At 69.7% G+C, this 26,916-nt stretch carries 26 protein-coding genes; 8 read left to right on the forward strand and 18 right to left on the reverse strand.

What is annotated here, in order from left to right:
- Window positions 1-2: 2 nt before the first annotated feature.
- The 10 genes from FHQ07_RS05980 to gspE form a co-directional block, all read right to left on the reverse strand.
- The gene (locus FHQ07_RS05980) at window positions 3-755 is read right to left on the reverse strand and encodes a hypothetical protein (RefSeq protein WP_139715947.1); all 753 of its coding nucleotides are present in this window, start codon (window positions 753-755) and stop codon (window positions 3-5) included.
- Window positions 748-1,368, reverse strand: coding sequence for a type II secretion system protein GspM (gene gspM / locus FHQ07_RS05985; RefSeq protein ID WP_139715948.1), 621 nt, complete (start codon window positions 1,366-1,368; stop codon window positions 748-750). The genes FHQ07_RS05980 and gspM overlap by 8 nt, the downstream gene beginning before the upstream one ends.
- Entirely contained in the window at window positions 1,355-2,506 is a 1,152-nt protein-coding gene (locus FHQ07_RS05990; protein WP_139715949.1) for a PilN domain-containing protein, read from the reverse strand. The genes gspM and FHQ07_RS05990 overlap by 14 nt, the downstream gene beginning before the upstream one ends.
- The gene (locus tag FHQ07_RS05995; RefSeq protein ID WP_139715950.1) at window positions 2,503-3,327 is read right to left on the reverse strand and encodes a type II secretion system minor pseudopilin; all 825 of its coding nucleotides are present in this window, start codon (window positions 3,325-3,327) and stop codon (window positions 2,503-2,505) included. Before FHQ07_RS05995 ends, FHQ07_RS05990 begins: the two co-directional genes overlap by 4 nt.
- Window positions 3,324-3,914 (reverse strand): general secretion pathway protein GspJ, encoded by a 591-nt coding sequence (locus FHQ07_RS06000; protein ID WP_139717900.1) that lies wholly within the window; start codon window positions 3,912-3,914, stop codon window positions 3,324-3,326. Before FHQ07_RS06000 ends, FHQ07_RS05995 begins: the two co-directional genes overlap by 4 nt.
- Window positions 3,915-4,030: 116 nt before the next feature.
- Window positions 4,031-4,465, reverse strand: coding sequence for a type II secretion system protein XpsI (gene xpsI / locus FHQ07_RS06005; RefSeq protein WP_139715951.1), 435 nt, complete (start codon window positions 4,463-4,465; stop codon window positions 4,031-4,033).
- Complete coding sequence (gene xpsH, locus FHQ07_RS06010) at window positions 4,462-4,929, reverse strand: type II secretion system protein XpsH (protein ID WP_139715952.1); 468 nt, start codon at window positions 4,927-4,929, stop codon at window positions 4,462-4,464. Before xpsH ends, xpsI begins: the two co-directional genes overlap by 4 nt.
- A gap of 39 nt (window positions 4,930-4,968) precedes the next feature.
- Window positions 4,969-5,391 carry a type II secretion system major pseudopilin GspG gene (gspG, locus tag FHQ07_RS06015; protein ID WP_139715953.1) on the reverse strand — a complete coding sequence of 141 codons (423 nt, stop codon included), beginning with the start codon at window positions 5,389-5,391 and terminating at the stop codon, window positions 4,969-4,971.
- Between the two features lie 71 nt (window positions 5,392-5,462).
- The gene (xpsF, locus tag FHQ07_RS06020) at window positions 5,463-6,680 is read right to left on the reverse strand and encodes a type II secretion system protein XpsF (RefSeq protein WP_139715954.1); all 1,218 of its coding nucleotides are present in this window, start codon (window positions 6,678-6,680) and stop codon (window positions 5,463-5,465) included.
- 4 nt (window positions 6,681-6,684) lie between these two features.
- Window positions 6,685-8,394, reverse strand: coding sequence for a type II secretion system ATPase GspE (gene gspE, locus FHQ07_RS06025; RefSeq protein ID WP_139715955.1), 1,710 nt, complete (start codon window positions 8,392-8,394; stop codon window positions 6,685-6,687).
- A gap of 150 nt (window positions 8,395-8,544) precedes the next feature.
- Between gspE and FHQ07_RS06030 the strand changes: the two genes are divergently transcribed.
- Both FHQ07_RS06030 and FHQ07_RS06035 read left to right on the forward strand, forming a co-directional pair.
- Window positions 8,545-9,435 (forward strand): hypothetical protein, encoded by an 891-nt coding sequence (locus tag FHQ07_RS06030; RefSeq protein ID WP_139715956.1) that lies wholly within the window; start codon window positions 8,545-8,547, stop codon window positions 9,433-9,435.
- Between the two features lie 140 nt (window positions 9,436-9,575).
- The gene (locus tag FHQ07_RS06035) at window positions 9,576-10,541 is read left to right on the forward strand and encodes a hypothetical protein (protein ID WP_139715957.1); all 966 of its coding nucleotides are present in this window, start codon (window positions 9,576-9,578) and stop codon (window positions 10,539-10,541) included.
- Between the two features lie 260 nt (window positions 10,542-10,801).
- Here the strand turns inward: FHQ07_RS06035 and purL are convergent, their stop codons facing one another.
- From purL to xerD, 3 genes are all read right to left on the reverse strand, one after another.
- Complete coding sequence (gene purL, locus FHQ07_RS06040; RefSeq protein WP_139715958.1) at window positions 10,802-14,686, reverse strand: phosphoribosylformylglycinamidine synthase; 3,885 nt, start codon at window positions 14,684-14,686, stop codon at window positions 10,802-10,804.
- 85 nt (window positions 14,687-14,771) lie between these two features.
- Window positions 14,772-15,620, reverse strand: coding sequence for a DsbC family protein (locus FHQ07_RS06045; protein WP_139715959.1), 849 nt, complete (start codon window positions 15,618-15,620; stop codon window positions 14,772-14,774).
- A gap of 115 nt (window positions 15,621-15,735) precedes the next feature.
- Window positions 15,736-16,683: a site-specific tyrosine recombinase XerD gene (gene xerD / locus FHQ07_RS06050; RefSeq protein WP_139715960.1), complete on the reverse strand. Its 948-nt coding sequence runs from the start codon at window positions 16,681-16,683 to the stop codon at window positions 15,736-15,738.
- Window positions 16,684-16,754: 71 nt separating this feature from the next.
- On the opposite strand from xerD, the gene FHQ07_RS06055 reads away from it, so the two are divergent.
- The gene (locus FHQ07_RS06055; RefSeq protein WP_139715961.1) at window positions 16,755-17,183 is read left to right on the forward strand and encodes an RDD family protein; all 429 of its coding nucleotides are present in this window, start codon (window positions 16,755-16,757) and stop codon (window positions 17,181-17,183) included.
- A 106-nt stretch (window positions 17,184-17,289) separates the two neighbouring features.
- On the opposite strand, the gene lptG is transcribed toward FHQ07_RS06055, so the two are convergent.
- Window positions 17,290-18,438: an LPS export ABC transporter permease LptG gene (lptG, locus tag FHQ07_RS06060; protein WP_425476959.1), complete on the reverse strand. Its 1,149-nt coding sequence runs from the start codon at window positions 18,436-18,438 to the stop codon at window positions 17,290-17,292.
- Window positions 18,384-19,466 (reverse strand): LPS export ABC transporter permease LptF, encoded by a 1,083-nt coding sequence (gene lptF, locus FHQ07_RS06065; protein ID WP_139715963.1) that lies wholly within the window; start codon window positions 19,464-19,466, stop codon window positions 18,384-18,386. Before lptF ends, lptG begins: the two co-directional genes overlap by 55 nt.
- Window positions 19,467-19,618: 152 nt before the next feature.
- Between lptF and FHQ07_RS06070 the strand changes: the two genes are divergently transcribed.
- The 3 genes from FHQ07_RS06070 (at window position 19,619) to FHQ07_RS06080 (ending at window position 24,565) form a co-directional block, all read left to right on the forward strand.
- Window positions 19,619-21,103 (forward strand): leucyl aminopeptidase, encoded by a 1,485-nt coding sequence (locus FHQ07_RS06070; protein WP_139715964.1) that lies wholly within the window; start codon window positions 19,619-19,621, stop codon window positions 21,101-21,103.
- Between the two features lie 5 nt (window positions 21,104-21,108).
- Entirely contained in the window at window positions 21,109-21,534 is a 426-nt protein-coding gene (locus FHQ07_RS06075) for a DNA polymerase III subunit chi (RefSeq protein ID WP_139715965.1), read from the forward strand.
- Window positions 21,535-21,631: 97 nt separating this feature from the next.
- Window positions 21,632-24,565: a valine--tRNA ligase gene (locus tag FHQ07_RS06080; protein ID WP_139715966.1), complete on the forward strand. Its 2,934-nt coding sequence runs from the start codon at window positions 21,632-21,634 to the stop codon at window positions 24,563-24,565.
- 29 nt (window positions 24,566-24,594) lie between these two features.
- Here FHQ07_RS06080 and rimI read toward each other — a convergent pair whose 3' ends face one another.
- From rimI to pssA, 3 genes are read right to left on the reverse strand one after another with little or no spacing between them, the layout of a single operon-like run.
- A complete protein-coding gene (rimI, locus tag FHQ07_RS06085; protein ID WP_139715967.1) occupies window positions 24,595-25,104 on the reverse strand; it encodes a ribosomal protein S18-alanine N-acetyltransferase in 510 nt (169 codons plus the stop codon).
- Window positions 25,101-25,358: a hypothetical protein gene (locus FHQ07_RS06090; RefSeq protein ID WP_139715968.1), complete on the reverse strand. Its 258-nt coding sequence runs from the start codon at window positions 25,356-25,358 to the stop codon at window positions 25,101-25,103. Before FHQ07_RS06090 ends, rimI begins: the two co-directional genes overlap by 4 nt.
- Window positions 25,355-26,137, reverse strand: coding sequence for a CDP-diacylglycerol--serine O-phosphatidyltransferase (gene pssA, locus FHQ07_RS06095; protein WP_139715969.1), 783 nt, complete (start codon window positions 26,135-26,137; stop codon window positions 25,355-25,357). Before pssA ends, FHQ07_RS06090 begins: the two co-directional genes overlap by 4 nt.
- A gap of 72 nt (window positions 26,138-26,209) precedes the next feature.
- On the opposite strand from pssA, the gene FHQ07_RS06100 reads away from it, so the two are divergent.
- Both FHQ07_RS06100 and FHQ07_RS06105 read left to right on the forward strand, forming a co-directional pair.
- Window positions 26,210-26,596, forward strand: coding sequence for a DUF4124 domain-containing protein (locus tag FHQ07_RS06100; protein ID WP_139715970.1), 387 nt, complete (start codon window positions 26,210-26,212; stop codon window positions 26,594-26,596).
- Window positions 26,593-26,862 carry a DUF4124 domain-containing protein gene (locus FHQ07_RS06105; RefSeq protein WP_139715971.1) on the forward strand — a complete coding sequence of 90 codons (270 nt, stop codon included), beginning with the start codon at window positions 26,593-26,595 and terminating at the stop codon, window positions 26,860-26,862. The genes FHQ07_RS06100 and FHQ07_RS06105 overlap by 4 nt, the downstream gene beginning before the upstream one ends.
- Window positions 26,863-26,916: the final 54 nt, after the last annotated feature.

Consider the following 26,916-nt stretch of genomic DNA (forward strand, 5'->3'; position numbering starts at 1 on the left):
CGTCATGGCTTCGGCGGCTGCGTGCTGGATGCGGGCGCGCTGCTGCCGTTCTGGCCGGCGCGCAACTGCGCGCGCCGGGCTTCGATGCGTTTGCGGATCGCCTCGATCCGCGCTTCCTGGTCCTGCGGTTCCTCGGCCGCCGCCGGCCGTGCAGGCGGCGGCGGTGGCGATGCGGTGGCCACCGGCGGGGGCGGCGGCGGCACCGGCGTTGCGCCGCCGGGCGGCGCGCCGGCATCGCCGAAGGTGCGCAGGTCGAGTGCGCTTTGGCCGCCGGCGCCTTCGAAGATGGCGCGCCGCGGCTGCACTTCCACCAACCGCCAGCCGGCCGCGCCTTCCGGCGACTTGCCCACGTGCACGCGCTGCGCCTCGCCACCGCCGCTGGGTTGCAGCACGGCGAGCCGGACCTGCGGGCTGATCAGCACGCCGGTCAGGATGAAGTCGAGCGACTGGCTCTGCGCGGCGCCATCGCCTTCCGGCGCGGTGGCCAGGAAGCTGCGCGGGCGCCGGTCCTGGGTGAACAGCGGGCGCGCCGCCGCCTCGGCGTATTGCGCGAGCGGGCCGATCCGGTCCGGCGTCGCCGGCCTGGGTTGCGGCAATGCGGCTTCGTCCGTCGCCGGCTTCGCCTCCGCGACCCGTCCGCCCATGCCCAGCAGCGCGGCGATCCACAGCAGCAGCGCCCAGCCGGCAGCGACCGCCAGCAACCAGGTCAATGGCCCGGCCTGGTCGAAACGTTGCAGCAACGAGCGCTCAGCCACGCGGCACCTCGCCGGAGTTCGCCACCGGCGCCGGGCGCAGGTAGCCGTACAGGTCGAAGCTGACGTCCAGCCCGCCTTCCTGCGGCAGGTTGTTGCCGGGGATGGCGAAGTAGCGCTGCGCGGCGACGCTGACCACATCGACGAACAGGTACGGCCGCGCCGATTCCAGCGCATGCAGCACGCCCAGGGTTTCCGCGTTGCCGCAGCGCAGGCGCACCTGCACGGTGACGCGGCGGTAGCGGCCCGGCGGCGGCTCGCCGGTGAGCGGCGCGCGGTTGATGATCGCGCAGCCGCGGCTACCGGGGCTGACTTCTTCGACCACGCGCTCGAGTTGCTGGATCAGGGCCGCGGTGGCGAGTTCCGCGGTCGGCTCGGCCAGGAAACCGGAGGCGCTGCCGCGCGCATCGATTTCGGCCAGGCGCTGCTCGATCTGCGGGGCCTGCTGCAGCAGGGCGCGCACGCGCGCGTCGCGCTCCTGCAGTTCGGCGATGCGCGCATCGGCCTCGCGCAGCGGCTGGGTGAACACGGGATGCACCGCCAGCAGGTAGAACAGGCCCAGCGCCGCCAGCAGCAGCGCGAGCGCCAGCCAGCGATCGCGGTCAGCGCGCGGCATCGGCGGCCTCCTTGCCGGCGGCCTGCGCGTCCGCGTCGGCCGAGGCATCGTTCAATTGCGCGACCAGGGTGAAGCGGTCGCTGCGCGTGCGCGGATCCTGCTGCAGGGCTCCGCTCAATGCCGGCGCGCGCCACTGCTTGGCGCCCTCCAGCTTGCCGACCAGGGCCGCGGCCTGGTTGGACAATCCGATCACGGTCAGCTGCCCGCCTTCGATCGAGACCTTTTCCAGGTAGGTGCCGTCGGGCAGGCGGCGCGCGAGCTCGTCCATCACCTCGATCGCCGACGGCCGCGCATTGCGCTGCGCCTGCAGGTAGGCGCCGCCTTCGACCGCATCCACCAGCCGCTGCCGTTGCTGCGACACGCTGCGCGCCTGCGCGCTGCGCTTGGCCACGTCCGCCTGCAGCCGCGCGGCGGCGGCATGGCGGTTGTCCAGCACCTGCGACAGGCCGAGGGCGAGCGCGAGCAACGCCACCGCGGCCAGCGCGATGTTCCAGATCCGCCAAGGATTCGCGCGCTGCTGGCGTTGCGCCGTCGGCAACAGGTTGATGCCCAGCGGCTTGCCGTCGGCATCCGCCAGGTCGATGCCGGCCAGCCAGCCCGACAATGCGCCGAGCTGCGCGCTGGCCGCATCCGCGCGAACGCGCGGCACCACCACCAGCTCGGCCTGCAACTGGCCGTCGTCGCGCACGCCCAGCACGCGGCCGTCGTAGAGCACGTCGCCGATCGCGAACGGCGTCTGCCGCTCGATCTCGAAGGCGAGCACCTCGCGCAGGCGTTCGCGCGCGGCGGCGGGCAACAACAGGGTGCGGCGCAGCCCGCTGCTCGCGGGCAGCATCAGCCAGCGCGGCAGTTCGGCGGCGTGCCGGGTCAATACCCCGGCGAGCGGGTCGATGCCCTCGCCGCGCGCCGGAGGCACCGGCAGGTTGGCGATGTCCTGCACTCCGTTGCCGCCTTGCCGGCGCAACTGCAGGCCGTCGCCCTGCGCCTGCAGCAACAGGCGATCCGAGGATGCCGCCAGCGCCTGCCGCCAGCCCGCCGGCAGCCAGGCCGAAAGCCCCGCGCCCCACCACGCCAGGAACCCGCGCAGGCCGCGGCCGGCGGACTCGAAGCGCGCCAACGGCGAGAGCGACGCGCTCACGGCGTCGCTCCGTCCTGCCAACGCAGCGGCGTGTATGCGGAACCCGGCAAACCGTTACCCCCCAACCGCAGAATGACCGAAACATGTGCGCGGCGACCATCGGCGAGTCGGGCACGGCTGTCGATACTATACGTGCCGCTGCCGGCCAAGGGCACCGCGTCGGGATCGACCGGGCGCGGCCGATCCACCCCCATCGCCTGCAGCACGATGCCGTCGGCGCTGTTCGGATCGGGCATCGCGTTGCCGCTGAACACGGTCAGGTACGGCGCGGCCGATGCGAACAACGCCGGCCGCATGCCCATGACCTGTTCCAGCTCGGCGACCGTCTCGAACGGCGCGTCCTTCGCTCCCCAGGCCAGGCCCGCCGCCGCATAGTCGTCGTCTTCCGCGCCGCCGGCGGGCTGGGTCAGGCTGTCCTGGTCGCGCCAGTCCATGATCGCGCCGGCCAGGCGGTTGGCGAGGTCGCGCTTTTCGCCGAGGGCGACGAAAAACCCGAGCAACAGGTCGTGGCTGGCGGCATTGAGGTCGATCTTGCCGGCCTCGTCGCGCACCGACACCACGACCTGCGCCGCGTCGAACGGGAAGCGGTAGTCGCGGCCATCCGCCGCCCAGCGCCGCGCCGGATCCGGATCGAGCATGCGCGCCGCCGCATACTCCACCCCGGCACGCGCGGCTTCGCGCGCCGCGATGCCGCGCGCCAGCCCGTTGCCTTGCATGGATTCGATCCGCGCCGCCACCGCATAACCGGCGACCAGCCCGCTCAGCAGCAGGATCAGCCACATCACCAGCAACAAGGCGGCGCCGCGCGGGATCCGGCTCATTTCGCGTCCTCGGGCGCCACGCCGTAACTCGACGACTGCGGCAGGGCGACCACCATGTCCGGCCACGCGCCCTGCGCATCGGCGATCCGCACCCGCACCTGCGACGGCAAGGCGTCCGGGTGCTCCCATTCGTACAGCCACGGCGCCGGCCGGCCGTCCTTGCCGGGCCCGCGATAGGCGAACGCGACGCTGCGCAAGCCGTCGGCCAGCGGTTCCGGCGGGCGCGCATCGCCGCCCTGGACGGTCTGGCCGGCCAGCACCATGCGGAAATCGACCAGCAGGGCCAGGCCATCGCCATCGCGCCGCACGCGCAAGGCATGCAGGTGCGGGCCGCCGCGGCCGAGGTAATCCGGCAGGTCGGCGACGAAGCGCATGTCCTGCGCCTCGCCGCCGAAGCGCCGCGAGGCGCCGGTGCCCGGATCGAGCTCGAACACCATGCCCTGGGCGCTGCCGATCCGCCGGCGCAGGAATTCGGAGACCGCGCGCATGCGTTCGTTGCGCGCCGCGATCGCCTCGCCGCGCTGCGCGGTGGCGCCGGCCGCGCGCACCGTCGCGAACCCGAGCGCCAGGCCGGCGGCGAGCAGCATCGTCGCCAGCAGGACTTCGATCAGGGTGAAGCCGGCCGCCCTGGTGGCGCCACGGCACGAGCGGCCGGAGCCGCCAGGGCTGCAGCCTGGGGCCGGATGGAAGCCGGCTGCGCGGGTCATGGCGGCCCCTGCCCTTCCGCCTGCGGCAACGCCAGCCGCAACGAGGACACCTGCACGCGCTCGGCCGGCCCGCCCTCGCCCCATTCGACCTGCAACTGCAGGCGCAGCAGGCGCGCCGCGTTCGGATCGATGCGCGGCGGTCCACGGCTCGGCGCCGGATCGTTCCAAGGCGCGACATCCAGCCGCCAGCGATAACGGCCCTGCTCCAATTCGCCTTCGCTGGCGCCCGGCTGCGGCAGTTCGCCGAACTCGGCGAGCAGCGACTGCGCATGCAGCGCCGCGCGCCCCGCATCGCCCGCCTGCCGCACCTGCCGCGTGGCGCCGGACAGGGTGCCGAGCAGCAGGGTCAGGCCCAGCGCGAGGATCGCGAAGGCGACGACGATCTCGATCAGGGTGAAGCCCGCCTGCGGATGGCGCCGGATCGCGTTCATCGCGGCGCCTGCACGCGCGACACGCGCACTTCGCCGGTCAGCCAGCCCACGTCCACGTCCCAGCCGCCGCCATTGGCGAGCATGCGCACGCGGCCGCCGGTGGCCGCGCCGTCGGGGAAGAAGCGCACCGCGCCCTTGCCGCCATCGACCAGCCCGCCCTCGAATTGCGATGCGCGGGCGCCGGTGAACACGATCTCGCCGCCATCCGGCAGGTCGCCGCTGCGGCCCTTCGCGCCCTGCCAGCGCCGCGCCTGCGGGTCGATCAGCACGTCCTGCGGCTGCCCGCTGCTGATCGCCACCGCGCGCGCGAAACGCATCTGCGCGGCGACGTCCTTCGCCCCGGCATGCAGCTTCATGCCCTGCATGCCGCCGCTCATCGCGGCCACGGCCAGCAGGCTGGCGACGCCGATCAACGCCATCACCAGCAGCAATTCCATCAGCGAGAAGCCGCGTGGTCGCATCATCGGAGTCCGGCTGCCACGCGCACGCGCACGTCCCGTCGCTTATTCGTACTTGATGTCGGCGTTCACGCTGTCGCCGCCGGCCTGTCCGTCCGCACCCAGGCTGGCCAGGTCGAAAGGCTTGCCCTCGCCCGGCATCGCGTAGGTATAGGGATGGTTCCACGGATCCTTCAGTTCGCTTTGCTTGGCATACGGGCCCAGCCAGCCCGTCGCCGAACTCTTGACCAGGTCGTCCAGCGAACCCGGCAGCGAACCGGTGTCCTGCTGGAATTGCCCCACCTTCTCCGCAAGCGTCTGCACCTGCGCCTTGGCCAGGTTGACCTTGGCGCGGTCGCCACCGCCGAGGATGCGGGTGGCCGCGAACGCGACGATGCCGCCGATCAACACCACCACCAGGATGATCTCGATCAGCGAGAAGCCGCCTTGCGACGCATGCGGGACGGGACGGAATTGGCGATTGCGCATGAACGGGTTCCGCTGGGAATGTGGGAAGTTGGATGGATCGATTGTCGCCGAGTTCCGCGGCGTGCGCCTGTTCAGCCGATCACGCTGGTCAGGTCGTAGATCGGCGACAGCACCGCCAGGATCACCATGCCGACCACGGTCGCCAGCACCAGGGTCACCGCCGGCACCAGCGCGGCCAGCAGGCGGTCCATCGCGATCGAGGTTTCCTGCTCGAAGGTGTCCGCGGTCTTCAGCAGCATCGCGTCCAGCGCGCCGGATTCCTCGCCGACCTGGATCATCTGCAGGGCCAGGCGCGGGAAGCGCTTGCCCTTGCCCAGCGCGGCGGACAGGCCGATGCCGTTCTTGACCTCGTCGGCGGCCGCGTCCACGTCGTTCGCCAGCACCCGGTTGTCCAGCACGTTGCGGGCGATCCCGAGCGCGGACAGCAACGGCACGCCGTTGCGCAGCAGGGTGCCCAGGGTGCGCGCCAGCCGCGCGGTATCGAGCTTGGCGGCGAGCGGCCCGGCCAGCTTGTTGCGCAACAGCCAGCCATCGAACTTCAGCATGAAGACGGGATCGCGGCGCTTGCGGTCCAGCCACAGCAGCGCCAGCACCGGGACCGCCAGCAGCAGCAGCCACCAGTCGCGCACGAACACGCCCAGCCCCAGCACCAGCTGCGAGAACCACGGCAGGTCGGCATCCAGGCTGTCGTACATCGCCGAGAACTGCGGCACCACGTAGCCGAGCAGGAACAGCAGCGACAGCCCGACCATCGCCAGCAGGATCGCCGGATACACCAGCGCATTGATGACGCGGGCGCGCAGCGCGCGCGAACGTTCCAGGTAGTCGGCCAGGCGCTGCAGGGTGTCGTGCAGGCTGCCGCCCGCCTCGCCGGCGCGCACCATGTTCACGAACAGCCGGCTGAACGCGCCGTGCTGGCGATCCAGCGCGGCCGACAGCGAGGCGCCGCCGCGCACCGCGTCGCGGATGTCGGAGATCGTGCGTTTGGCGGCCTCGTCTTCCGGCAGTTCCAGCAGGATGCTCAAGGCGCGATCCAGCGGCTGCCCGGCGCCGAGCAGGGTCGCCAGCTGCTGGGTGAACTGCACCAGCCGCTCGCCTGCGAAGGGCTTGGGCTTGAACAGCGCGCGCCAGGCGGACTCGCCGCCCGCCTCCGAGGCGAGCTTCGCCTCCACCGGCAGGTGGCCCTGCTCCTGCAGGCGCGCGGCCACGTCGGCGCCGCTGGCGGCCTCCATCTGCCCGTCCAGCAATTCGCCGCGCGCGTTCAACGCCTTGTAGCGATACAGCGCCATCGGCTCAGGCGTCCTCGGTCACGCGCAGCACTTCCTCGATCGTGGTTTCGCCGCGCAAGGCCTTGGCGATGCCGACCTCGTACATCGTGCTCATCCCGCCCTGCCGCGCGAGGCGTTCGATCTCGTCCATGCCGGCGTGGCGCATCACCGCGCGGCGCACCTCGTCGTCCATCACCAGCAGTTCCATGATCGTGGTGCGGCCGAGGTAACCGGTCGGCGACAGCGCGGACGGCTTCGGCCGGTACAGGAAGATCTCGCCCTGCGGCTGGTGCCGGCGCAGGCCGAATTTCTCGATCTCCTCCGGCGAGGCGGCGTACTTCTCCGCATGCGTCGGCTCCAGCTTGCGCACCAGGCGCTGGGCGACGATGCCGTTGACCGTGGAGGTCAGCAGGTAATCCTCCACGCCCATGTCGAGCAGGCGGGTGATGCCGCCGGCGGCGTTGTTGGTATGCAGGGTGCTCAGCACCAGGTGGCCGGTGAGCGCGGACTGGATGGCGATGCGCGCGGTCTCGAGGTCGCGCATTTCGCCGATCATGATGATGTCCGGGTCCTGGCGGACGATGCTGCGCAGCGCATTGGCGAAGTCCAGCCCGATCTGCGGCTTGGCCTGGATCTGGTTGATCCCGTCGATCTGGTATTCGACCGGATCCTCGACGGTGATGATCTTGACGTCCGGCGTGTTGAGCCTGGAGAGCGCGGTGTACAGCGTCGTGGTCTTGCCGGAACCGGTGGGGCCGGTGACCAGCAGGATCCCGTGCGGCTGTTCCAGCACCTTCTGGAAGCGCGGCATGAAGTGCTCGCCGAAGCCGAGCCTGGCGAAGTCCAGCACCACGGTCTCGCGGTCGAGCAGGCGCATCACCACCGACTCGCCGTGCGCGGTCGGGATGGTGCTGACGCGCAGGTCGAGCTCCTTGCCCTGCACCCGCGCCATGATCCGCCCATCCTGCGGCAGCCGGCGTTCGGCGATGTTGAGCTTGGCCATGATCTTGATGCGCGAAATCACCGCCGCCGTGAGGTTCACCGGCGGCGACTCGCCCTCTTCCAGCACGCCGTCGATGCGGTAGCGCACCTTCAGCCGGTTCTCGAACGGCTCGATGTGGATGTCCGACGCGCGCAGTTCCACCGCGCGCTGGATCACCAGGTTGACCAGGCGGATCACCGGCGCTTCCGAGGCCAGGTCGCGCAGGTGCTCGACGTCGTCGAAACTCTCCTCGCCTTCGGCGCCCTCGACGATGCCCTCCATCGCGCTGCGCCCCTGGCCGTGCCAGCGCTCGATCAATTCGTCGATTTCGCTGCGCAACGCCACCGCCGGGCGCGGCTCGCGCCCGCTGGCCAGGCGCACCGCCTCCAGCACGTAGGGATCCTGCGGGTCGGCCAGCAGCACGTCGATGCGTTCGCCATCGGCCGCCACCGGCACCACGTGGAACTGCTTCATGAACTTCAGGCCCAGCGCCGCGTCTTCCGGCGGCAACTCCGGCGCGTCCTTGGCGCTGCGCAACGGCAGGTCCAGCTCGGTCGCGCAGGCCTCGGCATGGTCGCGTTCGGACACCAGCCCGAGCCGCGCCAGCAGGGCCAGCAGGCCGCCGCCGGTTTCTTCCTGCAGGCGGCGCGCGCGGGCGAGGTCTGCGTCCTTCAGCTTGCCGCGCGCCAGCAGCAGGGCGGCGATGCGTTCATCGGGGCTGGCCGGGGCGGGGTCGGAGAGGACGGCATTCATGGCGGCATCGGTGATTCCCAGGCCAATCAGGGTAGCAGGGCGTCCGCGGCAGCGTCAGCCATGAACGGACTTGCGCCCGGATTGCGCATACGCAGACAACGTCGCCGCGCGCGACAGTTCGGGGAGCATCAGATGGAATCGAAACTCACGATGTCCGGCATGGCATCCGCTTGCGCACTGGGCATGGCGGTAATGCTGGCGCCAATGCAAGGCCACGCCGGAAACGTCGGCTATTTCAAGGATGGCAGTTGCTCCTTGTCGGGAGACTACGCAGCCCGCATTACGGCCGCCGGCCATACCCCGGTTGCCATCGGCAGCCTGGATGCGGCATCCCTTGCCCCGCTCGACGGGCTGGTGGCGGTGCAAGGCTGCAACGGCAGCGCGTTCCAGGCCACGAATGCCGCCGTGAACGATGCCGTCGCCGGCGGAATGGCCCTGTTCCTGGAAATCCAGGACATCCCCGCAGGTTCCGGCGTGACCCTGCAACTCCCGGGCATCGCCGCGCTGCCGGTCACCGACGGCTGCAGCTTGGATGCGTCCCTCGCCGCGGGATCGCCGATCGCAAACGGCCCCGGCGGCACCGTGGCCAACGCCAACCTGGACAATCCCGTGCTGTGCAGCCTGACGAGCTGGGTCAACAGCAGCGCCTTGCCCAGTGGCGGCACCCCGCTCCTGGTCGACGCAACCGATCCGGCGAAAGTCGGGGCATTCGGCTATGTCCATGGCAATGGCCGCGTCGTGTTCTCCATGGACCAGTTCATGTACACGATGACCGGCGGCGGATTCCACGGCGCCGCCCCCATCGCGGGCAGCGATGCCTACATCACCAACACCATTGCGTGGCTGGTGCCCAGCACTCCGGCCGTCACCTGCACCAGCCAGGGCTATACCGGCACCCAGCTGACCTGGTGCCAGAACATCTGCGAGAAGGGCTATACCGGCGCCACCCTCAACATGTGGATCCGCCGCTGGCTGGGCCGTTGGCACGACCTGCCGTACTGCGCGAATACCACGCCGCCACCGCCGCCGCAAGGAGACTGATCACCGCGACGCTACGTACAAGGCCGGCGCAAGCCGGCCTTGTCGTTTCCGGGGCAGCGCTTCTGGCCGGAACGCGCTTCGCGCCGCGTTAGACTCGGCATGCGCGGCCATCGGGGCCCGCGATCACCAAAGGGGGTTCCATGAATACGCGTTTTGCGACCAGCACGCTGGCCATCCTGGGCAGCGCCATTGCATTGCTCATGCCAGGCACCAGCCAGGCGGGGAATGTCGGCTATTTCGACATGTGCGGCGGAAACCAGGCTGCGCATGCGGCCGCAATCACCGCCGCAGGCCACACGCCAGTCGCGGTCACCACGCCGGATGCCGAAACCCTGTCGAACCTGGATGCGCTGTCGGTCACCAACTGCAGCAACAGCAACTTCGGTTCCAACTACACCAGCAACCTCGCGGCGATCACCTCTGCGGTAAACGGCGGCATGGTGCTGATCGTGCACGACCGCTTCGTCACCGGCGCCGGCGGCATCCTGCCCGGCGGCGGCAGCCTGAATGCCGTGCGCAATACCGACTCGGGCAATGCCGACATCGATTTCCCCGGTGGTTCGCCGATCATTTCCGGCCCCGGCGGTGTCCTCAACAACACCAGCCTGGATGGCGGCAACTCGTCCACCCACGGCTACGTCACCGCGGCATCGCTGCCCGCTGGCGGATCCCTGCTCGCGATCCGCCCGACCGGTGGCGTGGGCGAAGGCGGTTTCACGACCTGCGCCGCGGAAGGCTATACGGGAACCCAGCTCACCTGGTGCCGCAACATCTGCGAAATCGAACAGACGCCTTCGGCCCTCAAGACGTGGATCCGCCGCTGGGTGGATCGCTTCCATTCCGATCCGCCCTGCGCAGGCGCACCGCCACCGTCTTCGATGGAAGGTGCGACCGTGCAATACCCGTACGGTGAAGGCCGCGTGATCTATTCGACCATCCCGCTCGATTACTACCTCGGCGGCAGTGGCCCTAACCCGCCGCGCGACAACTTCAACACGGTCTACCTGCCGAACGTGATCGGCTGGGCACTGCCGCCGCCGGTACTGGACAAGCAGGCAAAGCAGGCCCAGGCAAGACGCGCTCCGTCAGGCGGGCGGGTCAAGTAATCCTGCTTCCCTCTACACAAGGCCGGCGCAAGCCGGCCTTGTCGTTTTCCGCCCCCGGCTCATCGGCTTGCATGCCGGCGGGCGCTCGCGGCTAGCGCCGCTCGAATTCCCTGCTGGCCCCGGCCTGCTGCCCTGCAGGGCAGCAGGCGTTCGCAGGCTCGCGGCTAGCGCCGCTCGAATTCCCTGCTGGCCCCGGCCTGCTGCCTTGCAGGGCAGCAGGCGTTCGCAGGCTCGCGGCTAGCGCCGCTCGAATTCCCTGCTCACCCCAGCCACGCCCGCGCATTGCGGAACATCCGCAACCACGGCGAATCCTCCGGCCAGTCGCGCGGCGCCCAGCTGAAATTGGCTGTGCGCAGGGTGCGTTCCGGATGCGGCATCAGGATCGTCGCCCGGCCATCGCGGCTGCTCACGCCGGCGATGCCGTCGGGCGATCCGTTCGGGTTGGCCGGGTAGCTGTCGGCGATCCGGCCGCCCTCGACGTAGCGCACGGCCACGTCCACGGCGGCCTGGTCGATGGCGTTGTCGAATACCGCGCGGCCTTCGCCATGCGCCACCGCCACCGGGATGCGCGAGCCGGCCATGCCGCGCAGGAACAGCGAGGGCGAGTCGCCCACTTCCAGCAGCGCCAGCCGCGCCTCGTACTGCTCGCCGGCATTGCGCTGGAAGGTCGGCCAGTGTTCCGCGCCGGGGATGATGCCGCGCAGCTGCGCCAGCATCTGGCAGCCGTTGCAGATGCCCAGCGAGAAGCTGGCATCGCGGGCGAAGAAGGCCTCGAACATGTCGCGCAAGGCATTGCGTTCCAGGATCGAGGTCGCCCAGCCGCGGCCGGCGCCGAGCACGTCGCCATAGCTGAAGCCGCCGCAGGCGACGAAGCCGCTGAAGTCCTTGAGGTCGAAGCGGCCGGCGACCAGGTCGCTCATGTGCACGTCGAAGGCGTCGAAGCCGGCGCGGTCGAACGCCACCGCGGTCTCGATCTGGCTGTTGACGCCCTGCTCGCGCAGGATCGCGACCTTCGGCCGCGCGCCGGTGGCGATGAACGGCGCGGCGATGTCTTCGGCGGCGTCGAAGGTGAGCTTGGGCTGCAGGCCCGGCGCGTCGAAACGGCGCGCGGCATCGCGTTCGCTGTCGGCGCATTCCGGGTTGTCGCGCAGCTTCTGCATGGCGTGGGTCACCGACCACCAGGCATCGAACAGTTCTTCCCAGCGCCATTCGGCCAGGGTGTCGTCTTCATTGCTGACGCGGATTACCGGCGCGGTGCTGGGACGCGCGATGCGCTGCGCGCATTCGATCAGGCCGTGGCGCGCGACCAGGTCGGCGAACGCGGCGCGTTCCTCGAGCGGCACCTGCACGATGGCGCCGAGTTCTTCGTTGAACAGGGTGCGCAGCACGTCGTCGAAGCGGCCATCGCCCCAGCCGTCCAGGCGGATGTCGAGGCCGAGGTGGGAAGCGAAGGCCATCTCGCACAGCGCGGCGAAGGCGCCGCCGTCGGAACGATCGTGGTAGGCCAGCAGCAGGCCGTCCTCGCGCGCGTCGCGGACCAGTTCGAACAGCGCGCGCAGGCGCTGCGGATCGTCCAGGTCGGGCACGTCGCCGCCGAACGCGGGCAAGGCGGCGCCGTCGTTGGCATCGGGGTAGCACTGCGCCAGCGTGGAGCCGCCCATGCGCTGCTTGCCGGCACCGAGGCCGATCAGCCACAGCTCCGATTCCACGTCGCGGCGCAGCAGCGGGGTGGCTTGCGCGCGCACGTCGACCACCGGAGCGAACGCGGACACGATCAGCGACACCGGCGACACCGACTTGTGCGCCGTGCCATCGGCCTGCCACTGCGCCTGCATCGACAGCGAGTCCTTGCCGACCGGGATGCTGAGTTCGAGCTGCGGGCACAGTTCCAGGCCCACCGCCTTGACCGCGTCGAACAGGCGCGCGTCCTCGCCGGCATGGCCGGCGGCGGCCATCCAGTTGGCGGACAGCTTGATCCGGTTGAGCGATTCCACCGGCGCCGCGATCAGGTTGGTGATCGCCTCGCCGACCGCCATCCGCGCCGAGGCGGCGGCATCCAGCAGGGCCAGCGGGGTGCGTTCGCCGATCGCCATCGCCTCGCCGGTGAAACCGTCGAACCCGCTGAGGGTGATCGCGCAGTCGGCGACCGGCAGCTGCCACGGGCCGACCATCTGGTCGCGCGCGGTGAGGCCGCCGACGCTGCGGTCGCCGATGGTGACCAGGAAGGATTTGGCGGCGACCGTCGGGTGCGCGAGCACGCGCAGGCCGGCCTCGCGCAGGTCCAGCGCGTCGGTATCGGCTTCCGGCCAGCGCGGCGGCGCGGGATGCGCGGCATCGCGGTGCATCTTCGGCGCCTTGCCGAACAGCACGTCCATCGGCAGGTCGATCGCCGGGGCTTCGCCGGCATAGCCGACCACCAGGCGTTCTTCCGCGGTGGCGGTGCCGACCACGGCGAACACGCAGCGCTCGCGCGCGCACAGCGCGGCGAACTCCTCGACCCGCGCCTGCGGGATGCCGAGCACGTAGCGTTCCTGCGATTCGTTGCACCACAGCTGCATCGGCGACAGCGCGGGATCGTCCTTCGGCACCTTGCCGAGGTCGATCACGCCGCCGACGCCGGAATCGTGCAGCAGTTCCGGGATCGCGTTGGACAGGCCGCCGGCGCCGACGTCGTGCACCGACTGGATCGGGTTGGCGTCGCCGAAGGCGACGCAGCGGTCGATCACTTCCTGCGCGCGCCGCTCCATCTCCGGGTTGTCGCGCTGCACCGAGGCGAAATCGAGGTCTTCGCTGGTCTCGCCGGAGGCCACCGAACTGGCGGCGCCGCCGCCGAGGCCGATCAGCATCGCCGGGCCGCCGAGCACGATCACCGCGTCGCCCGGTTGCAGCGAGCGCTTGGCGACCATCGGCCGGTCCATCGCGCCGATGCCGCCGGCGAGCATGATCGGCTTGTCGTAGGCGCGGGCCAGGCCGTCGGCTTCCTGCAGTTCGAAGCTGCGGAAATAGCCGTTGAGGTTGGGCCGGCCGAATTCGTTGTTGAACGCGGCGGCGCCGAGCGGGCCGTCGAGCATGATCTCGAACGCGGAGGCCATGCGCGGGTTGAGCGCGCGTTCGCCTTCCCACGGCTGCGGCAGCGTGGGGATGCGCAGGTGGCTGACCGAGAACCCGCACAGGCCGGCCTTCGGGCGGCCGCCGCGGCCGGTGGCGCCTTCGTCGCGGATCTCGCCGCCGGCGCCGGTGGAGGCGCCCGGGAACGGGGCGATCGCGGTCGGGTGGTTGTGGGTCTCGACCTTGATGCAGAACGCGCTGTCGGCGACCGGCTCGCTGCGGTAGCGCTGGGTGGCCGGATCGGGACGGAAGCGCGATGCCGCGTAGCCTTCGACCACCGCGGCGTTGTCGCTGTACGCCGACAGCGTGTGCTCCGGGGTGACCGCGTGGGTGTTCTTGATCATCTTGAACAGCGAGGTGGCCTGCTCGCGCCCGTCGATGGTCCAGCTGGCGTTGAAGATCTTGTGCCGGCAGTGCTCGGAATTGGCCTGCGCGAACATCATCAGCTCGACGTCGTGCGGGTCGCGGCCGAGTTCGCCGTAGCGCGCGCGCAGGTAGTCGATCTCGTCGTCGGCCAGGGCCAGGCCGAGGCGCGCGTTGGCGCTTTCGAGGCCGTCCAATGCGACCACTTCCAACGCGCCGCGCGGCGCCGCGGTGAACAAGGCTGCGCCTTCCTCGCGGGCGGCCAGCAGCGACTGGGTCATCGGATCGTGCAGGAGCTTCGCCAGCGCGGCCTGGCGGGCGGCATCGTCCGGCCAGCCGCTCACGTCGATGCGCATGCCGCGCTCGACACGCTTCACCGCCAGCCCGGCACCGCGCAGCAGCTCGGTGGCCTTGCTCGCCCAGGGCGACAGCGTGCCCAGGCGCGGGACGACGAAGCGGCTGGTGGCGCCGGGCTCGGCCTCGGCGAAGCCGTCTTCGGCCTGGAGGATGCGCTTGAGCGCCTCGCGGTCCGGGCTGGCGCCGGGCTCGGGGTCGATCCAGTAGCCATGCCGGGAGTCGAGGATGCGCAACTCGGGCGCGATGGCATTGAGGCGGGCTTGCAGGCGGTCGCGGCGGAACGGCGACAGGGCGCGGACGCCCTCGAGGACGATCATGTCCGGGGGAACCGTGGGAACGGGCCGGCGATTGTAAACCAGCCGGTCATGGCCGAGGCCGGCGCCGGGCCGGCCCGCGGCGGCATCAGGCCCCGCTGGCGGGCTGCGCGCGTTCGGCGTCCAGCTGCTCCAGGCGCTGCTTGAGCGCATCCGGCGGCAGGTAACCGCCGAGGAACTGGCCATCGGTGGTCAGCAACATCGGGGTGCCTTCCAGGCCCATCCGCAGGCCGGCGTTGTATTGCATGTCGACCGGGGTCTTGCAGGTCCTGCTGGGCACCGCGCGGTCGTTCTTGGCGTCGGTCAGCGCCTTCTTGCGGTCGTCCGCGCACCACACCGAGACCATCTTGCGATAGTCGGCGCTGCCGAGGCCGGCGCGCGGGAACGCCATGTATTCGACCTCGATGCCGCGCTTGTTGTATTCGGCGATGTCGCTGTGGAACTTGCGGCAGTAGCCGCACTCGACGTCGGTCAGCACCACCACCTTGTGCTTGGGCGTGCCGACCGGGGCGAACACGATGCGGTCGGCCAGCGGCAGGGTCTTCAGCACCTCGCCGCGCACCTTGGCGAGCGCCGCTTCGGACATGTCCTTCTTGTGGACGATGTCGAGCAGGCTGCCCTGGAACAGGTACTTGCCGTCGTCGCTGACGTAGACCACCTGCCCGCCGGCGACCACCTGGCGGAAACCGGGGATCGCCGCCGGCTCGATGCTGTCCACCCGGATCCGCGGATTCAGCGCCTTGAGCACGTCGCGCACCCGCGCTTCCGGGGTGCCGGAGGCGAAGGCGGGCACGGCGATCGGCTTGGTCGCGGCCGGGGCGCTGCTGCCGACGCTGATCTTCTGGCCGCCGTCGGCGGCCTGCGGGGTGCCATCGGCTGGCTGTGCGCATGCCGCCAGGCTGAAGCTGCTCAATACGGCGAAAACAAGACGTTTCATCGAGGATTCCTGGGTCAGGCCGGGATTCAGACCGTCGACCGGCCATGTGGTTCCGCGGGATTGTCGCATGCGGGGCACGGCGGTCGCCCATGCCGATCGGCCTGCCCGCGCCGGTTCAGGCCCGCGGGTGGTGCTTCGCGTGCAGCGCCTTCAGGTGCTCGCGGGCGACCAGGGTATAGATCTGGGTGGTCGACAGCGAGGCATGGCCGAGCAGCATCTGCAGGGCGCGCAGGTCGGCGCCATGGTTCAGCAGGTGGGTCGCGAAGCTGTGGCGCAGCCCGTGCGGGCTGATCCGCCCCGGCTCGATCCCGGCAACCGTGGCGCAACGCTTGACCAGCGCCCAGAACGCCTGGCGGGTCAACGGCATGCCCTTGGCGTCGACGAACAGCACCGCCGCCTTGGCGGGATCGCGCAACGCCTTCAACAGCGCCGGGCGCGCCTCCAGCAACCAGCGCTGCAGCCAATGCCGGGACTCCTCGCCCAGCGGCACCAGCCGTTCCCTGCCGCCCTTGCCCAGCACCCGCAACACGCCCTGGCGCAGGTTCAACGCGGTCGCGGGCAGGCCCACCAGCTCGCTCACCCGCAGCCCGCAGGCATACATCAATTCCAGCATGGCGCGGTCGCGCAGGCCGATCGCGGCATCCACATCGGGCGCGGCCAGCAGCGCCTCGATCTCGGTTTCGGACAAGGCCTTCGGCAACAGGCGCGGCAGCCTGGGCGGCAGCAACAGCGCGGTCGGATCGTCGCTGCGTTCGCCCCGGCGCACGCAGGAGGCGAAGTAGGCGCGCAGCGCCGAGAGCAGGCGCGCATTGCTGCGCGCCGAGTAGCCGGCGCGGGTGCGCATCGCCAGGTAGTCGAACAACGCCTGGCGGTCGATCCCGGCCAGCGTGCCGCGATGCCGCGCCAAGCCCTGCAGGTCGCGCCGATAGGCGGCCTGCGTCGCCGCGGACAGGCCGTGCTCGGCCCAGGCCGCATCCAGGAATCGCTCGATGGCCGCCGCGTCCGCCTCCGCCAGCGGCGGCAGCGATTGCGCGAGTTGGCGGCGGTCCGCGGGCGAAGACATGGCGCAAGCGTAGCGACCGGCGCGGATGGCGTCGCCTGTATCCTTGCGCGATGCCGGAAAAGCCAGAAAAGATGGAATCTCCCGAACGCAGCCGCGCCCTGGTCGGCTGGCGCCTGCTGGCGCTGGTCTACGACTTCTTCCCGGTGCTGGCGCTGTGGTTCATCACCGCCGGCGCATTCACCGCGCTGCATGGCGATGCCGTGCGCGGCGGCTGGCTGGGCTTGCTGGAATTCGCGGTGTTGTGGCTGGTCGCCGGGCTGTACGCGGTGCTCAGCTGGCGCCGCGGCGGGCAGACCCTGGGCATGCGGCCGTGGCGGTTGCGGGTCACCGATGCGCGCGGGGCGAATGCCGCGCCGCGCGCGCTGTGGTTGCGCTATGCGGTCGGCGGCGTGTCGCTGCTGCTCGGCGGGCTGGGGTTCTGGTGGGCGTGGATCGATCGCGCGGGATTGACCTGGCACGACCGCATCAGCGGGACGCGCATGGTCCGCATCCGGGACTAGCCCGCAGCGTGAGCTTCGATGGCGCGTGGCGACGCGCCGGGGAATCGCAGGCGCCTGCGGGCGCGGCGCGCCCGGGCAGCAAGACGCGGATGCCGGGCGAACCTCGCTAACCCGACTTGCGCTTGAACAGCCAGACCGACACCGCCAGCATGATCGCCGGCGGCGATGCATAGGCGATGCGGTAGTCGAAGTGGTAGATCCCGGCCAGTTTCGAGAACACCTGCTGCAGCACCCAGAAGCCGAGCGCGAACACGATGCCGAGGAACAGGCGCTTGCCGTAGCCGCCGCTGCGCAGGGTGCCGAACGCGAACGGAATCGCCGCCAGGCACAGCGCCAGCACGTTGACCGGGTAGAACCAGCGGCCCCAGTAGACCTCCTCGAAATCGCCGGATTCGAGCCGGTTGCGCTTGCGGTATTCGATGCTGTCGCGCAGCTCGCCGCTGCCCATGTTGCGCGGCTTGGTCACGTTGGCGGCCAGCGCGGCCTCGTCCAGCTTCGAATCCCAGCGTTCCTCGGCGACCTTCGTCCGGCTCACCGATTTGGCGCTGAAGGTGGTGCGCTCGACATCGCGCAGGATCCAGCCGCCCGGGCGGTGCTCGGCCAGGCCGACGTTGGCGATGGACTGCAGGCGGCCATCGTCGTCGAACTGGAACAGGCGCACGCCGCGCAGTTCCAGCCAATGGTCGCCATTGCCGGCCTTCTGCTCGCCGCTGCGCGCATTGAGGAACATGTCGCCCTCGCGCGCCCACAGGCCGCTGTATTCGGCCACCACCATGTCGGTGTTGCGCGCCGACTTCAGCGACTGCGCGCGCTCCTCGCCCCATGGCGCCAGCGCTTCGCCGTTGGCGACCATCAGCAGGGTGAGCAAGGCCAGCGGCAACGCCACCGAGATGCTCAAGCGGCGGCGCGACAGGCCGAGCGCGCGCAAGGCGGTCAGTTCGGAGGTGGCGGCCAGCTGGCCGAGGCCGAGCAGGGCGCCGATCACCGCCGCGGTCGGGAACAGGTTGTAGGCGCGCCAGGGAATGGTCAGGCAGGTGGCGGCGATGGCGTGGTTGATGGTGTAGCCGCCCTTGCCGATGTCGCCGAATTCGCCGGCGAAGGCGAGCATCACGTCCAGCCCGAGCAACACGCCCCAGGTGGCGAGCACGGTGAGGATCACCGTGCGGGCGATGTAGTGGTCGTGCAGTTTCGGCCGCAGCATCATTTCCGCCGCCACCAGGTCCTGGCGATGCGGCCATCGCGGGCATACAGCCAGGCGCCCAGGCCCAGCATCGGCAACAGCAGCCACCACAGCCCGGCCGCGGCCGGCAACCTGCCCTCGGCCAGCCATTGGGTGCCCAGCATCATCAGGAAGATGCCGACCAGGTAGGCGAGGAAGGCCAGCAGCATCGAGCCGTAGCGCGCCTGCCGCGGCGAGCTGCGCGACAGCGGCACCGCCAGCAGCACGAAGGCCAGCGCCAGCAGCGGCGGCGCGATCCGCCAGTGCAGCTGGGCATTGGCCGCGCGCGAGGAATCGCCGAGCAGCTGCAGGGTCGGCTTGAACGCCGGGTCGTCGCTGGGCCGCTCGTCGTCGGCCGCGGGCAGTTGCATTTCATTGCGGGCATAGCGCATCAGCCGGTAATCCAGGGCGGCGCCTGCGGTCGGCCCTTCGACCCGGAACCCGTCTTCCAGGGCAAGCACGCGCGCGCCCCGGTCGCGGTACAGCTCGCCGCTCTTGGCGGTGGCGACATCCATCCGCTCGCCCTTTTCGCGGTACACGAACACCCGGCCCAGGCGCTTGCCGTCGCTGGACATCACCCCGGCATATGCCACCCCGCCGTTCGCCATCGGGGTGAAACGACCCGGCTCCAGCCCGGCCACCAGCAGGTTCTTGTTGGCCTCGGCCACCATCCCGCGCGCCACCCGGTCCGCCCACGGCCCCAGCCACAGCGAACTCGCGGCGATGATCGCCAGCACCGGCGCCGCCACCAGCAACACCGGCCGCAATAGCCGGCGCGGGCCCACGCCCACCGCGGCCAGCACGTGCATTTCGGAATCGCGGTACAGCCGGCCCAGCGCCAACAGGAAGCCCAGCAACAGCGCCAACGGCAGGATCAGCGGCAGGTAGCGCACCAGGCGCAGGCCCAACTGGGACAGCAGCAAGGGCGGCGGCACCTTGCCGCGCGCCATTTCGCCCAGCAGGTCCGCGAACAAACCGCCCAGGCTGACCATGCCCAACACCACCAGCGCCGCGAACACGGAGCGTGCGATCTCGCTGCTGAGGTATCGGTCCAGCTTCGGCATCGGGCCTGCTTGCTTCAGAACATGCTTTAGAATTGGGGGTTCATTGCGCAAGCGCCGGAACCACCCGCGGCCGCGCATTGTAAGCGACAGCCCCTGCACGACCGCGCCCAATGCCGCGCGGACGCCTTTCCCTTCCCCCGGAACTGTGGTCGATGAGCCTCGAATTCAGCCTGAACCAAACCGCCCCCGCCTCCGCCAGCGTCGATTGCGTGGTGATCGGCGCCTACGCCGATGGCAGCCTGACCCCGGCCGCCGCCGCCATCGACACCGCCAGCGGCGGCAAGCTCAAGGCCCTGATCGAACGCGGCGACGTCGAAGGCAAGACCGGCAAGACCGCCCTGCTGCACGACCTGCCGGGCGTCGCCGCGCCGCGCGTGCTGGTGATCGGGCTGGGCGATGCCGGCAAGTTCGGCGTACCGCAGTACATCAAGGCGGTCGGCGATGCCGCGCGCACGCTGAAGACCGGCGTGGTCAAGTCGGCGCTGTTCACCCTCGGCGAAGTCGAGGTCAAGGGCCGCGACGCCGCCTGGAACCTCCGCACCGCCGTCATCGCCGCCGACCACGCCTGCTACCGCTACATCGCCACCCTCGGCGCGAAGAACAAGAAGCGCGACGAGAAGGGCCTGGAGCGCTTCGAGATCGCCGGCAGCGACAACGCTGCGCTCGCCCACGGCATCGCCATCGCCGCCGGCGTGCAGTTCACCCGCGAGCTCGGCAACCTGCCGCCGAACGTGTGCAACCCGGCCTACCTGGCCCAGCAGGCGCAGGAATTCGCCGCGCGCAGCGACAAGGTCGAGTGCGAGGTGCTGGACGATGCGGCGATGGAAGCGCTCGGCATGGGCTCGCTGCTCGCAGTCGCGCGCGGCTCGGCGCAGCGCCCGCGCCTGGTGGTGCTGAAGTACAACAACGGCGGCGACGCCAAGCCCTACGTGCTGGTCGGCAAGGGCATCACCTTCGATACCGGCGGCGTCAACCTGAAGACGCAGGGCGGCATCGAGGAAATGAAGTACGACATGTGCGGCGCCGGCACCGTGCTCGGCACCTTCGTCGCCGCGGTCGGCATGCAGCTGCCGGTGAACCTGGTCGTCATCGCCGCCGCGGTCGAGAACGCCATCGACGGCAATGCCTATCGTCCGTCCGACGTCATCACCAGCATGTCCGGCAAGACCATCGAAGTGGGCAATACCGACGCCGAAGGCCGCCTGATCCTGTGCGACGCGCTGACCTATGCGCAGCGCTTCGAGCCGGCCGCGCTGATCGACGTCGCCACCCTCACCGGCGCGATGGTCGTGGCGCTCGGCAAGTACGCCACCGGCATCATGACCAAGAAGGACGACGACCTCGCCCGCGAGCTGCTGGATGCCGGCGAGACCGCGTTCGACCGCGCCTGGCAGCTGCCGCTGTGGGACGAATACCAGGGCATGCTCGATTCCGCCTTCGCCGACGTCTACAACATCGGCGGCCGCTGGGCCGGCGCGATCACCGCCGGCTGCTTCCTGTCGCGCTTCACCGAAGGCCAGCGCTGGGCGCACATGGACATCGCCGGCGTCAGCAATGGCGACGGCAAGATGGGCATGGCCACCGGCCGCCCGGTCGGCCTGCTCTCGCAGTGGCTGCTGGACCGCGTCGCCGCGTGACCTGAGTGCCGCGCGCCGATTTCTACCTGATCGCCAAGGAGCGGTTCCGCGAGGAGCCGCTCCTGCTGGTTTGCGAGCTGGCCAAGCGCGGCTATGCCGCCAACCTGCCGATCCTGGTGCTGGCGCGCGACGCCGCGCAGGCGGAGGCGCTGGACGACCTCATGTGGTCGTTCGATCCCGATGAATACCTGCCGCACCAGATCGCCGGGCTGGACGAAGGCGACGACGACACCCCGATCCTGATCGCCACGCCGGACATGGACATCGCCGCGCGCGCGCTGCTGATCAACCTGCGCGATGCCGCGCCCACCGGCAGTTACGAACGCGTATTGGAAGTCGTACCCGCCGATCCCGCCGCGCGCGGCCCGCTGCGCGAGCGCTGGAAGCATTACCAGGCGCTCGGCTTCGACGTGAACAAACACGACATGTGAGCTGAAAAAGCGGGGTCAGAGTGGAGTTTCGAACTTTATGGCACTCCCTCCGGCCTCGCAGATTGAAACTCCACTCTGACCCCGCTTTTTCCTGCCTATGACCACGCTCGCCTCCGGCTACGACCCCAAGTCCTTCGAATCCCGCCTGTACCAGCAGTGGGAAGCCAGCGGCGCGTTCGCCCCGCAGGGCGACGGCCCGGCCTACACCATCCTGCTGCCGCCGCCGAACGTCACCGGCACCCTGCACATGGGCCATGCGTTCCAGCACACCCTGCAGGACGCGCTGATCCGCTACCACCGCATGCGCGGCTATCGCACGCTGTGGCAGATGGGCACCGACCACGCCGGCATCGCCACCGAGATGGTGGTGAGCCGCAACCTCGCCATCGCCGGTGAAGGCGAGACCCGCGACTCGCTGGGCCGCGACAAATTCATCGAGAAAGTGTGGGAGTGGAAGCAGCATTCCGGCGACACCATCGAGCGGCAGATGCGCCGCCTCGGCGCCAGCGGCGACTGGTCGCGCAGCGTGTTCACCATGGACCCGATGGCCAGCGAGGCCATCGTCGAAGCCTTCGTGCGCCTGCACGCACAGGGCCTGATCTATCGCGGCCAGCGCCTGGTCAACTGGGACCCGGTGCTGAAGACCGCGATCTCCGACCTGGAAGTGGCGAGCGAGGAAGAGAACGGCCACATGTGGTCGATCCGCTATCCGCTGGCCGATGGCGTGTCGTACGAACACGTGGAAGTCGATGCCGACGGCGTCGAGACCCTGCGCGAAACCCGCGACTACCTGGTCGTCGCCACCACCCGCCCGGAAACCATGCTCGGCGATACCGCGGCGATGGTGCATCCGGAAGATCCGCGCTACCTCGCGCTGCACGGCAAGTTCGTCGAGTTGCCGCTCACCAGCCGCCGCATCCCGGTGATCACCGACGATTACGTGGACCGCGATTTCGGCACCGGCGTGGTCAAGGTCACGCCCGCGCATGACTTCAACGACTACGCGGTGGGCCAGCGCCATGCGCTGCCGATGATCAATATCTTTACGCCTGATGCCACGATTATTGGTGGCGATAACGACGCGAAGTCCCTTGCACCGCTCATGCGAACCGGGATGCAAGCACTTGAGGCTGGCATTGATTCCGCAAATGCGTTGAATCACATACCTGTCGCTTATCGAGGGCTAGATCGCTTTGAGGCGCGCAAGCGGATCGTCGCCGACCTCGAAGCCGCCGGCCTGCTGGTCGAGATCAAGCCGCATCGCCTGCAGGTGCCGCGCGGCGACCGCAGTGGCCAGGTGATCGAACCGTTCCTCACCGACCAGTGGTTCGTGAAGATGGACGATCTGGCCAGGCGCGGCCTCGAACTGGTCGAATCCGGCGAAGTGAAGTTCGTGCCGCCGAACTGGATCAATACGTACCGCCACTGGCTGGAGAACATCCAGGACTGGACGATCAGCCGCCAGCTCTGGTGGGGCCACCGCATCCCGGCGTGGTTCGACGACGCCGGCAAGATCTACGTGGGCCGCAACGAAGCGGAAGTGCGCGCAACGCACAACCTCGGCGATGCGCCGCTGCGCCAGGATCCGGACGTGCTGGAAACCTGGTTCTCTTCGGCCATGTTCCCGTTCAGCACCCAGGGCTGGCCGAACCAGGACAAGATGGGCGAACTCGGCTTCGACGTCGCGCTGCCGACTTCGGTGCTGGTCACCGGCTTCGACATCATCTTCTTCTGGGTGGCACGGATGATCATGATGACCGACCAGCTGGTCGGCCAGGTGCCGTTCCGCGACGTCTACATCACCGGCCTGGTGCGCGACAAGGACGGCCAGAAGATGTCGAAGTCGAAGGGCAACATCCTCGACCCGCTCGACATCATCGACGGCATCGACATCGACGCCCTGATCGCCAAGCGCACCACCGGCCTGATGAAGCCAACCGATGCGCCGAAGATCGAGAAAGCCACGCGCAAGGAATTCCCCGACGGCATCCCCGCCTTCGGCGCCGATGCGCTGCGCTTCACCATGGCCGCGCTGGCCGGCCCCGGCCGCGACATCAAGTTCGACCTGCAGCGCGCCGAGGGCTACAAGAATTTCTGCAACAAGCTGTGGAACGCGACGCGCTTCGTATTGATGAACCTTGAGTCGATTCCCGCTGATGAACGGAAATGGCTACATGCCGAGCGGCAATTCTCCACGGGCGGTCTCGTCATCAATGAGTGGATCGTCGGCCGTTTACAGGAAACCATTACCGACGTTCGTACGCATTTTGCGAACTACCGCTTCGATCTCGCCGCGCAGTCGGTGTACGAATTCCTCTGGAACGAATACTGCGATTGGTACATCGAGCTCTCGAAGCCGTACTTCCAAGGTGACTCTACCGGGCACAAGGACTTCACGGCACAAACTGCACTTCAGGTTCTTGAGTCTGCGTTGAGGTTGCTGCATCCAATCGCTCCCTTCGTGACCGACGAACTATGGCGAAACATCGCGCCGCAACTCGGTATCGATGGGGAAAGCGTTATGACGCAACCCTATCCCGAAGCAGAAAGTCACCTGATCAATCAGGAGGCAAACGCCGACATCGAATGGCTGAAGGCGATGGTCTCCGCGCTGCGCCGCATCCGCAGCGAACTCGGGGTGTCGCCGGCCAAGCAGGTGTCCTTGCTGGTGCGCGGCGGCAACGCCGACGATGCCGCGCGCGTGGCCCGCTTCGATGCGCAGCTGCGCTTCCTGTGCAAGCTCGAGCGGATCGAAACGCTCGCCGGCGAACCGCCGGCCGCCGCGCCCGCGGTGGTCGGCGAGCTGCAGCTGTTCGTGCCGCTGGAAGGGCTGGTCGACCTCGATGCCGAACGCGTGCGCCTCGACAAGGAAATCGTGAAGATCGCCGCCGAGAAGGACAAGAGCGAAGCCAAGCTGGCCAAGTTCGGTGCAGGCGTGCCGGCCGCCGTGGTTGAACAGGAACGCGCGCGCTTGATCGACTGGAGCGCGAAGCTGGAAGCGCTCACCGCGCAGCGCGCCCGGTTGGGCTGACCTGCCCCTCACCCAGGCGAGAGCCGATCCTAGAGTGGCGGCATCGTGTTGATGTCGTCCGGCAACAACTCCATCGCCATCACGATCGCGTCCTCGCGGCCGTTGTCGGCGGCGGGGTAGTAGCGCGGGCGGCGGCCGATCTCGTTGAAACCGCTGCGGTCGTACAGTTCGATCGCGCGCGGGTTGGACGGCCGCACTTCCAGGAACACGCGCTGCGCGCCGTGCCCGCGCGCGATGCGCAGCAGGGCCTGCAGCATGCGCCGGCCCAGCCCCTGCCCTTCATGGCCGGGTGCGGTGCACAGGTTGAGCACGTGCGCCTCGTCGGCGGCGATGCTGAGCACGCCGTAGCCGACGATGGCGCCGGCCTGTTCCTGCACCCACATCGGGTAGTCCGCGCGCATGCAGTCGCGGAAGATGCCCAGCGTCCACGGAAACGGATAGGCACGGGTCTCGATGCGCATGATCGCGTCGAGGTCAGCCTCGCGCATCGGCCGCAGGCTGGCGTCGCGCAGCGCCTCCTCCGCGCGCACCGCGCTCATCGCGCGTTCCGTCGCAATGCACGCAGGCGCGGCCACAGCGCGCGCTTGGCGGCGGCATCGCCGCGCAGGCGCGGCGTCATCGCGGCGATGTCCGCATGCGCGTGCAACGCATCGGCATCGATCCCCGCGGCGCGGGCGAGCCGCGCCAGCATGCCGGCGTCCACTGCAACCGAGGCCGTTCGCGCATCGACCGGGCGATAGAGGACGTGGCCGAGTTCGGCCAGCGCCTCGCGCTGGAACGCATCCCAGCTCACCCAGCGGGTTCCAGCGGCGGCGCATTGCGGCGGCGGAACCACAGCAGCGGCCCGGACAGCGCGTACAGCACGGTCGCGACCAGCAGGGTCTTGGGCGCGTCGATGGCCAGCGCGATCAGCACCACCACCACGATCAGCAGGGCGAAGAACGGCACCCGGTCCGACTTCGGCCCGCTGCCGCTGCCCTTGAAGCTGGTATAGCGAATCCGGCTGACCATCAGCAGGCCGGCGCAGATGGTCACCGCCAATGCGAAGTAGCGCAGCTCCTCGCCCGACAGGCCCAGGTCGCTGCTGGTCCAGACGAAGCTGGCCATCAAGCCCGCCGCGGCCGGACTGGCCAGGCCGATGAACCAGCGCTTGTCGACGGTGCCGACCTGGCTGTTGAAGCGGGCCAGGCGCAGGGCCGCGCAGGCGGCGTACAGGAAGGCGGCCAGCCAGCCCAGCTTGCCGGCGGTCACCCCGTCCAGCTTCATCGACGCGAGCGACCAGTGATACATCACCAGGGCCGGCGCCATGCCGAAGCTGACCAGGTCCGCCAGCGAGTCGTACTGCACCCCGAATTCGCTCTGGGTATTGGTCAGCCGGGCCACGCGGCCGTCCAGCCCGTCCAGGATCGCGGCGACGAAGATCGCCACGCAGGCGGCCTCGAAGCGCCCCTGCGAGGCGGCGATGATGGCGAAAAAACCGCCGAACAGGCCGCCGGTGGTGAACAGGTTGGGCAGCAGGTAGATGCCGCGGCCGCGCGGGCGCGGCGGGGCGTTGTCGTGGTTCGCGTCCATGCAGCCAGTGTACGGGCTTGCGGCAGGCCCGGCGCAGTGCTGCAATCGCCACTGGCTTCCCCGGAGTGCGCCATGAACCGTTCCCAGCTCGCCATCGCCGCAGTCCTGCTGGTGGCCACCGCCGCGACCGCAACCGCGCAGCAGCGCGTCTACCAGTGGAAGGACGCCAGCGGCGTGACCCACTACGCCGACATGCCGCCCAGCCAGAGCCACAAGACCCGCGACATCGACAACAAGTCGGGCAATGCGGCCGAAATCGCCACCGTGAAGGCGGTCGAAAGCCAGCCCTGCATGGATGCCCGCGCCAACCTGCTGCGCCTGCAGGGCGGCCAGGCGCTCGGCGTCGACACCAATGGCGACGGCAAGTCGGACCGCGAACTCAGCGCCAGCGAACGCAGCTCGCAGACCGAGCTGAACCAGGCCGCGATCAAGGCCTACTGCCCGCCCGCGAAGCCGTGAGGCAATTCGGGATGCTGCTGGTGGCGGTCGCGCTGGGCGCGGCCGCCTGGTGGTGGTTCAGCAGCGAGATGCCGCGCCGCGAGCGCGAACGCGCGGTCGCCGCGGAAGCCGCGGCCAGGCAGGCCGAACGCGCGAATTCGCTGTACCGCTGGCGCGACGCCGCCGGCAACCTGCAGATCACCGAAGACCCGCCCAAGGGCCGCAAGTACGAGCGGATCAGCCGCACGCCGCAGGACGGCATCCAGGTCAGCGGCGACCGCGACTGAGGCCCGGCGCGGCCGCGCATGGCAAAATGCGCGTTCCGCCTGTTCCGAAGCCCG

This window comes from Thermomonas aquatica, from assembly GCF_006337105.1.
Classification (GTDB): domain Bacteria; phylum Pseudomonadota; class Gammaproteobacteria; order Xanthomonadales; family Xanthomonadaceae; genus Thermomonas; species Thermomonas aquatica.

Coding starts and splice junctions, on each gene's coding strand:
- gspM (WP_139715948.1), bottom strand. CDS start 1,368: ATGCCGCGCGCTGACCGCGATCGCTGGCTGGCGCTCGCGCTGCTGCTG.
- FHQ07_RS05995 (WP_139715950.1), bottom strand. CDS start 3,327: ATGAGCCGGATCCCGCGCGGCGCCGCCTTGTTGCTGGTGATGTGGCTG.
- FHQ07_RS06000 (WP_139717900.1), bottom strand. CDS start 3,914: ATGCTGCTCGCCGCCGGCCTGGCGCTCGGGTTCGCGACGGTGCGCGCG.
- xpsI (WP_139715951.1), bottom strand. CDS start 4,465: ATGAACGCGATCCGGCGCCATCCGCAGGCGGGCTTCACCCTGATCGAG.
- xpsH (WP_139715952.1), bottom strand. CDS start 4,929: ATGATGCGACCACGCGGCTTCTCGCTGATGGAATTGCTGCTGGTGATG.
- gspG (WP_139715953.1), bottom strand. CDS start 5,391: ATGCGCAATCGCCAATTCCGTCCCGTCCCGCATGCGTCGCAAGGCGGC.
- xpsF (WP_139715954.1), bottom strand. CDS start 6,680: ATGGCGCTGTATCGCTACAAGGCGTTGAACGCGCGCGGCGAATTGCTG.
- gspE (WP_139715955.1), bottom strand. CDS start 8,394: ATGAATGCCGTCCTCTCCGACCCCGCCCCGGCCAGCCCCGATGAACGC.
- FHQ07_RS06030 (WP_139715956.1), top strand. CDS start 8,545: ATGTCCGGCATGGCATCCGCTTGCGCACTGGGCATGGCGGTAATGCTG.
- FHQ07_RS06035 (WP_139715957.1), top strand. CDS start 9,576: ATGAATACGCGTTTTGCGACCAGCACGCTGGCCATCCTGGGCAGCGCC.
- purL (WP_139715958.1), bottom strand. CDS start 14,686: ATGATCGTCCTCGAGGGCGTCCGCGCCCTGTCGCCGTTCCGCCGCGAC.
- FHQ07_RS06045 (WP_139715959.1), bottom strand. CDS start 15,620: ATGAAACGTCTTGTTTTCGCCGTATTGAGCAGCTTCAGCCTGGCGGCA.
- xerD (WP_139715960.1), bottom strand. CDS start 16,683: ATGTCTTCGCCCGCGGACCGCCGCCAACTCGCGCAATCGCTGCCGCCG.
- FHQ07_RS06055 (WP_139715961.1), top strand. CDS start 16,755: ATGGAATCTCCCGAACGCAGCCGCGCCCTGGTCGGCTGGCGCCTGCTG.
- lptF (WP_139715963.1), bottom strand. CDS start 19,466: ATGCCGAAGCTGGACCGATACCTCAGCAGCGAGATCGCACGCTCCGTG.
- FHQ07_RS06070 (WP_139715964.1), top strand. CDS start 19,619: ATGAGCCTCGAATTCAGCCTGAACCAAACCGCCCCCGCCTCCGCCAGC.
- FHQ07_RS06080 (WP_139715966.1), top strand. CDS start 21,632: ATGACCACGCTCGCCTCCGGCTACGACCCCAAGTCCTTCGAATCCCGC.
- rimI (WP_139715967.1), bottom strand. CDS start 25,104: ATGAGCGCGGTGCGCGCGGAGGAGGCGCTGCGCGACGCCAGCCTGCGG.
- pssA (WP_139715969.1), bottom strand. CDS start 26,137: ATGGACGCGAACCACGACAACGCCCCGCCGCGCCCGCGCGGCCGCGGC.
- FHQ07_RS06100 (WP_139715970.1), top strand. CDS start 26,210: ATGAACCGTTCCCAGCTCGCCATCGCCGCAGTCCTGCTGGTGGCCACC.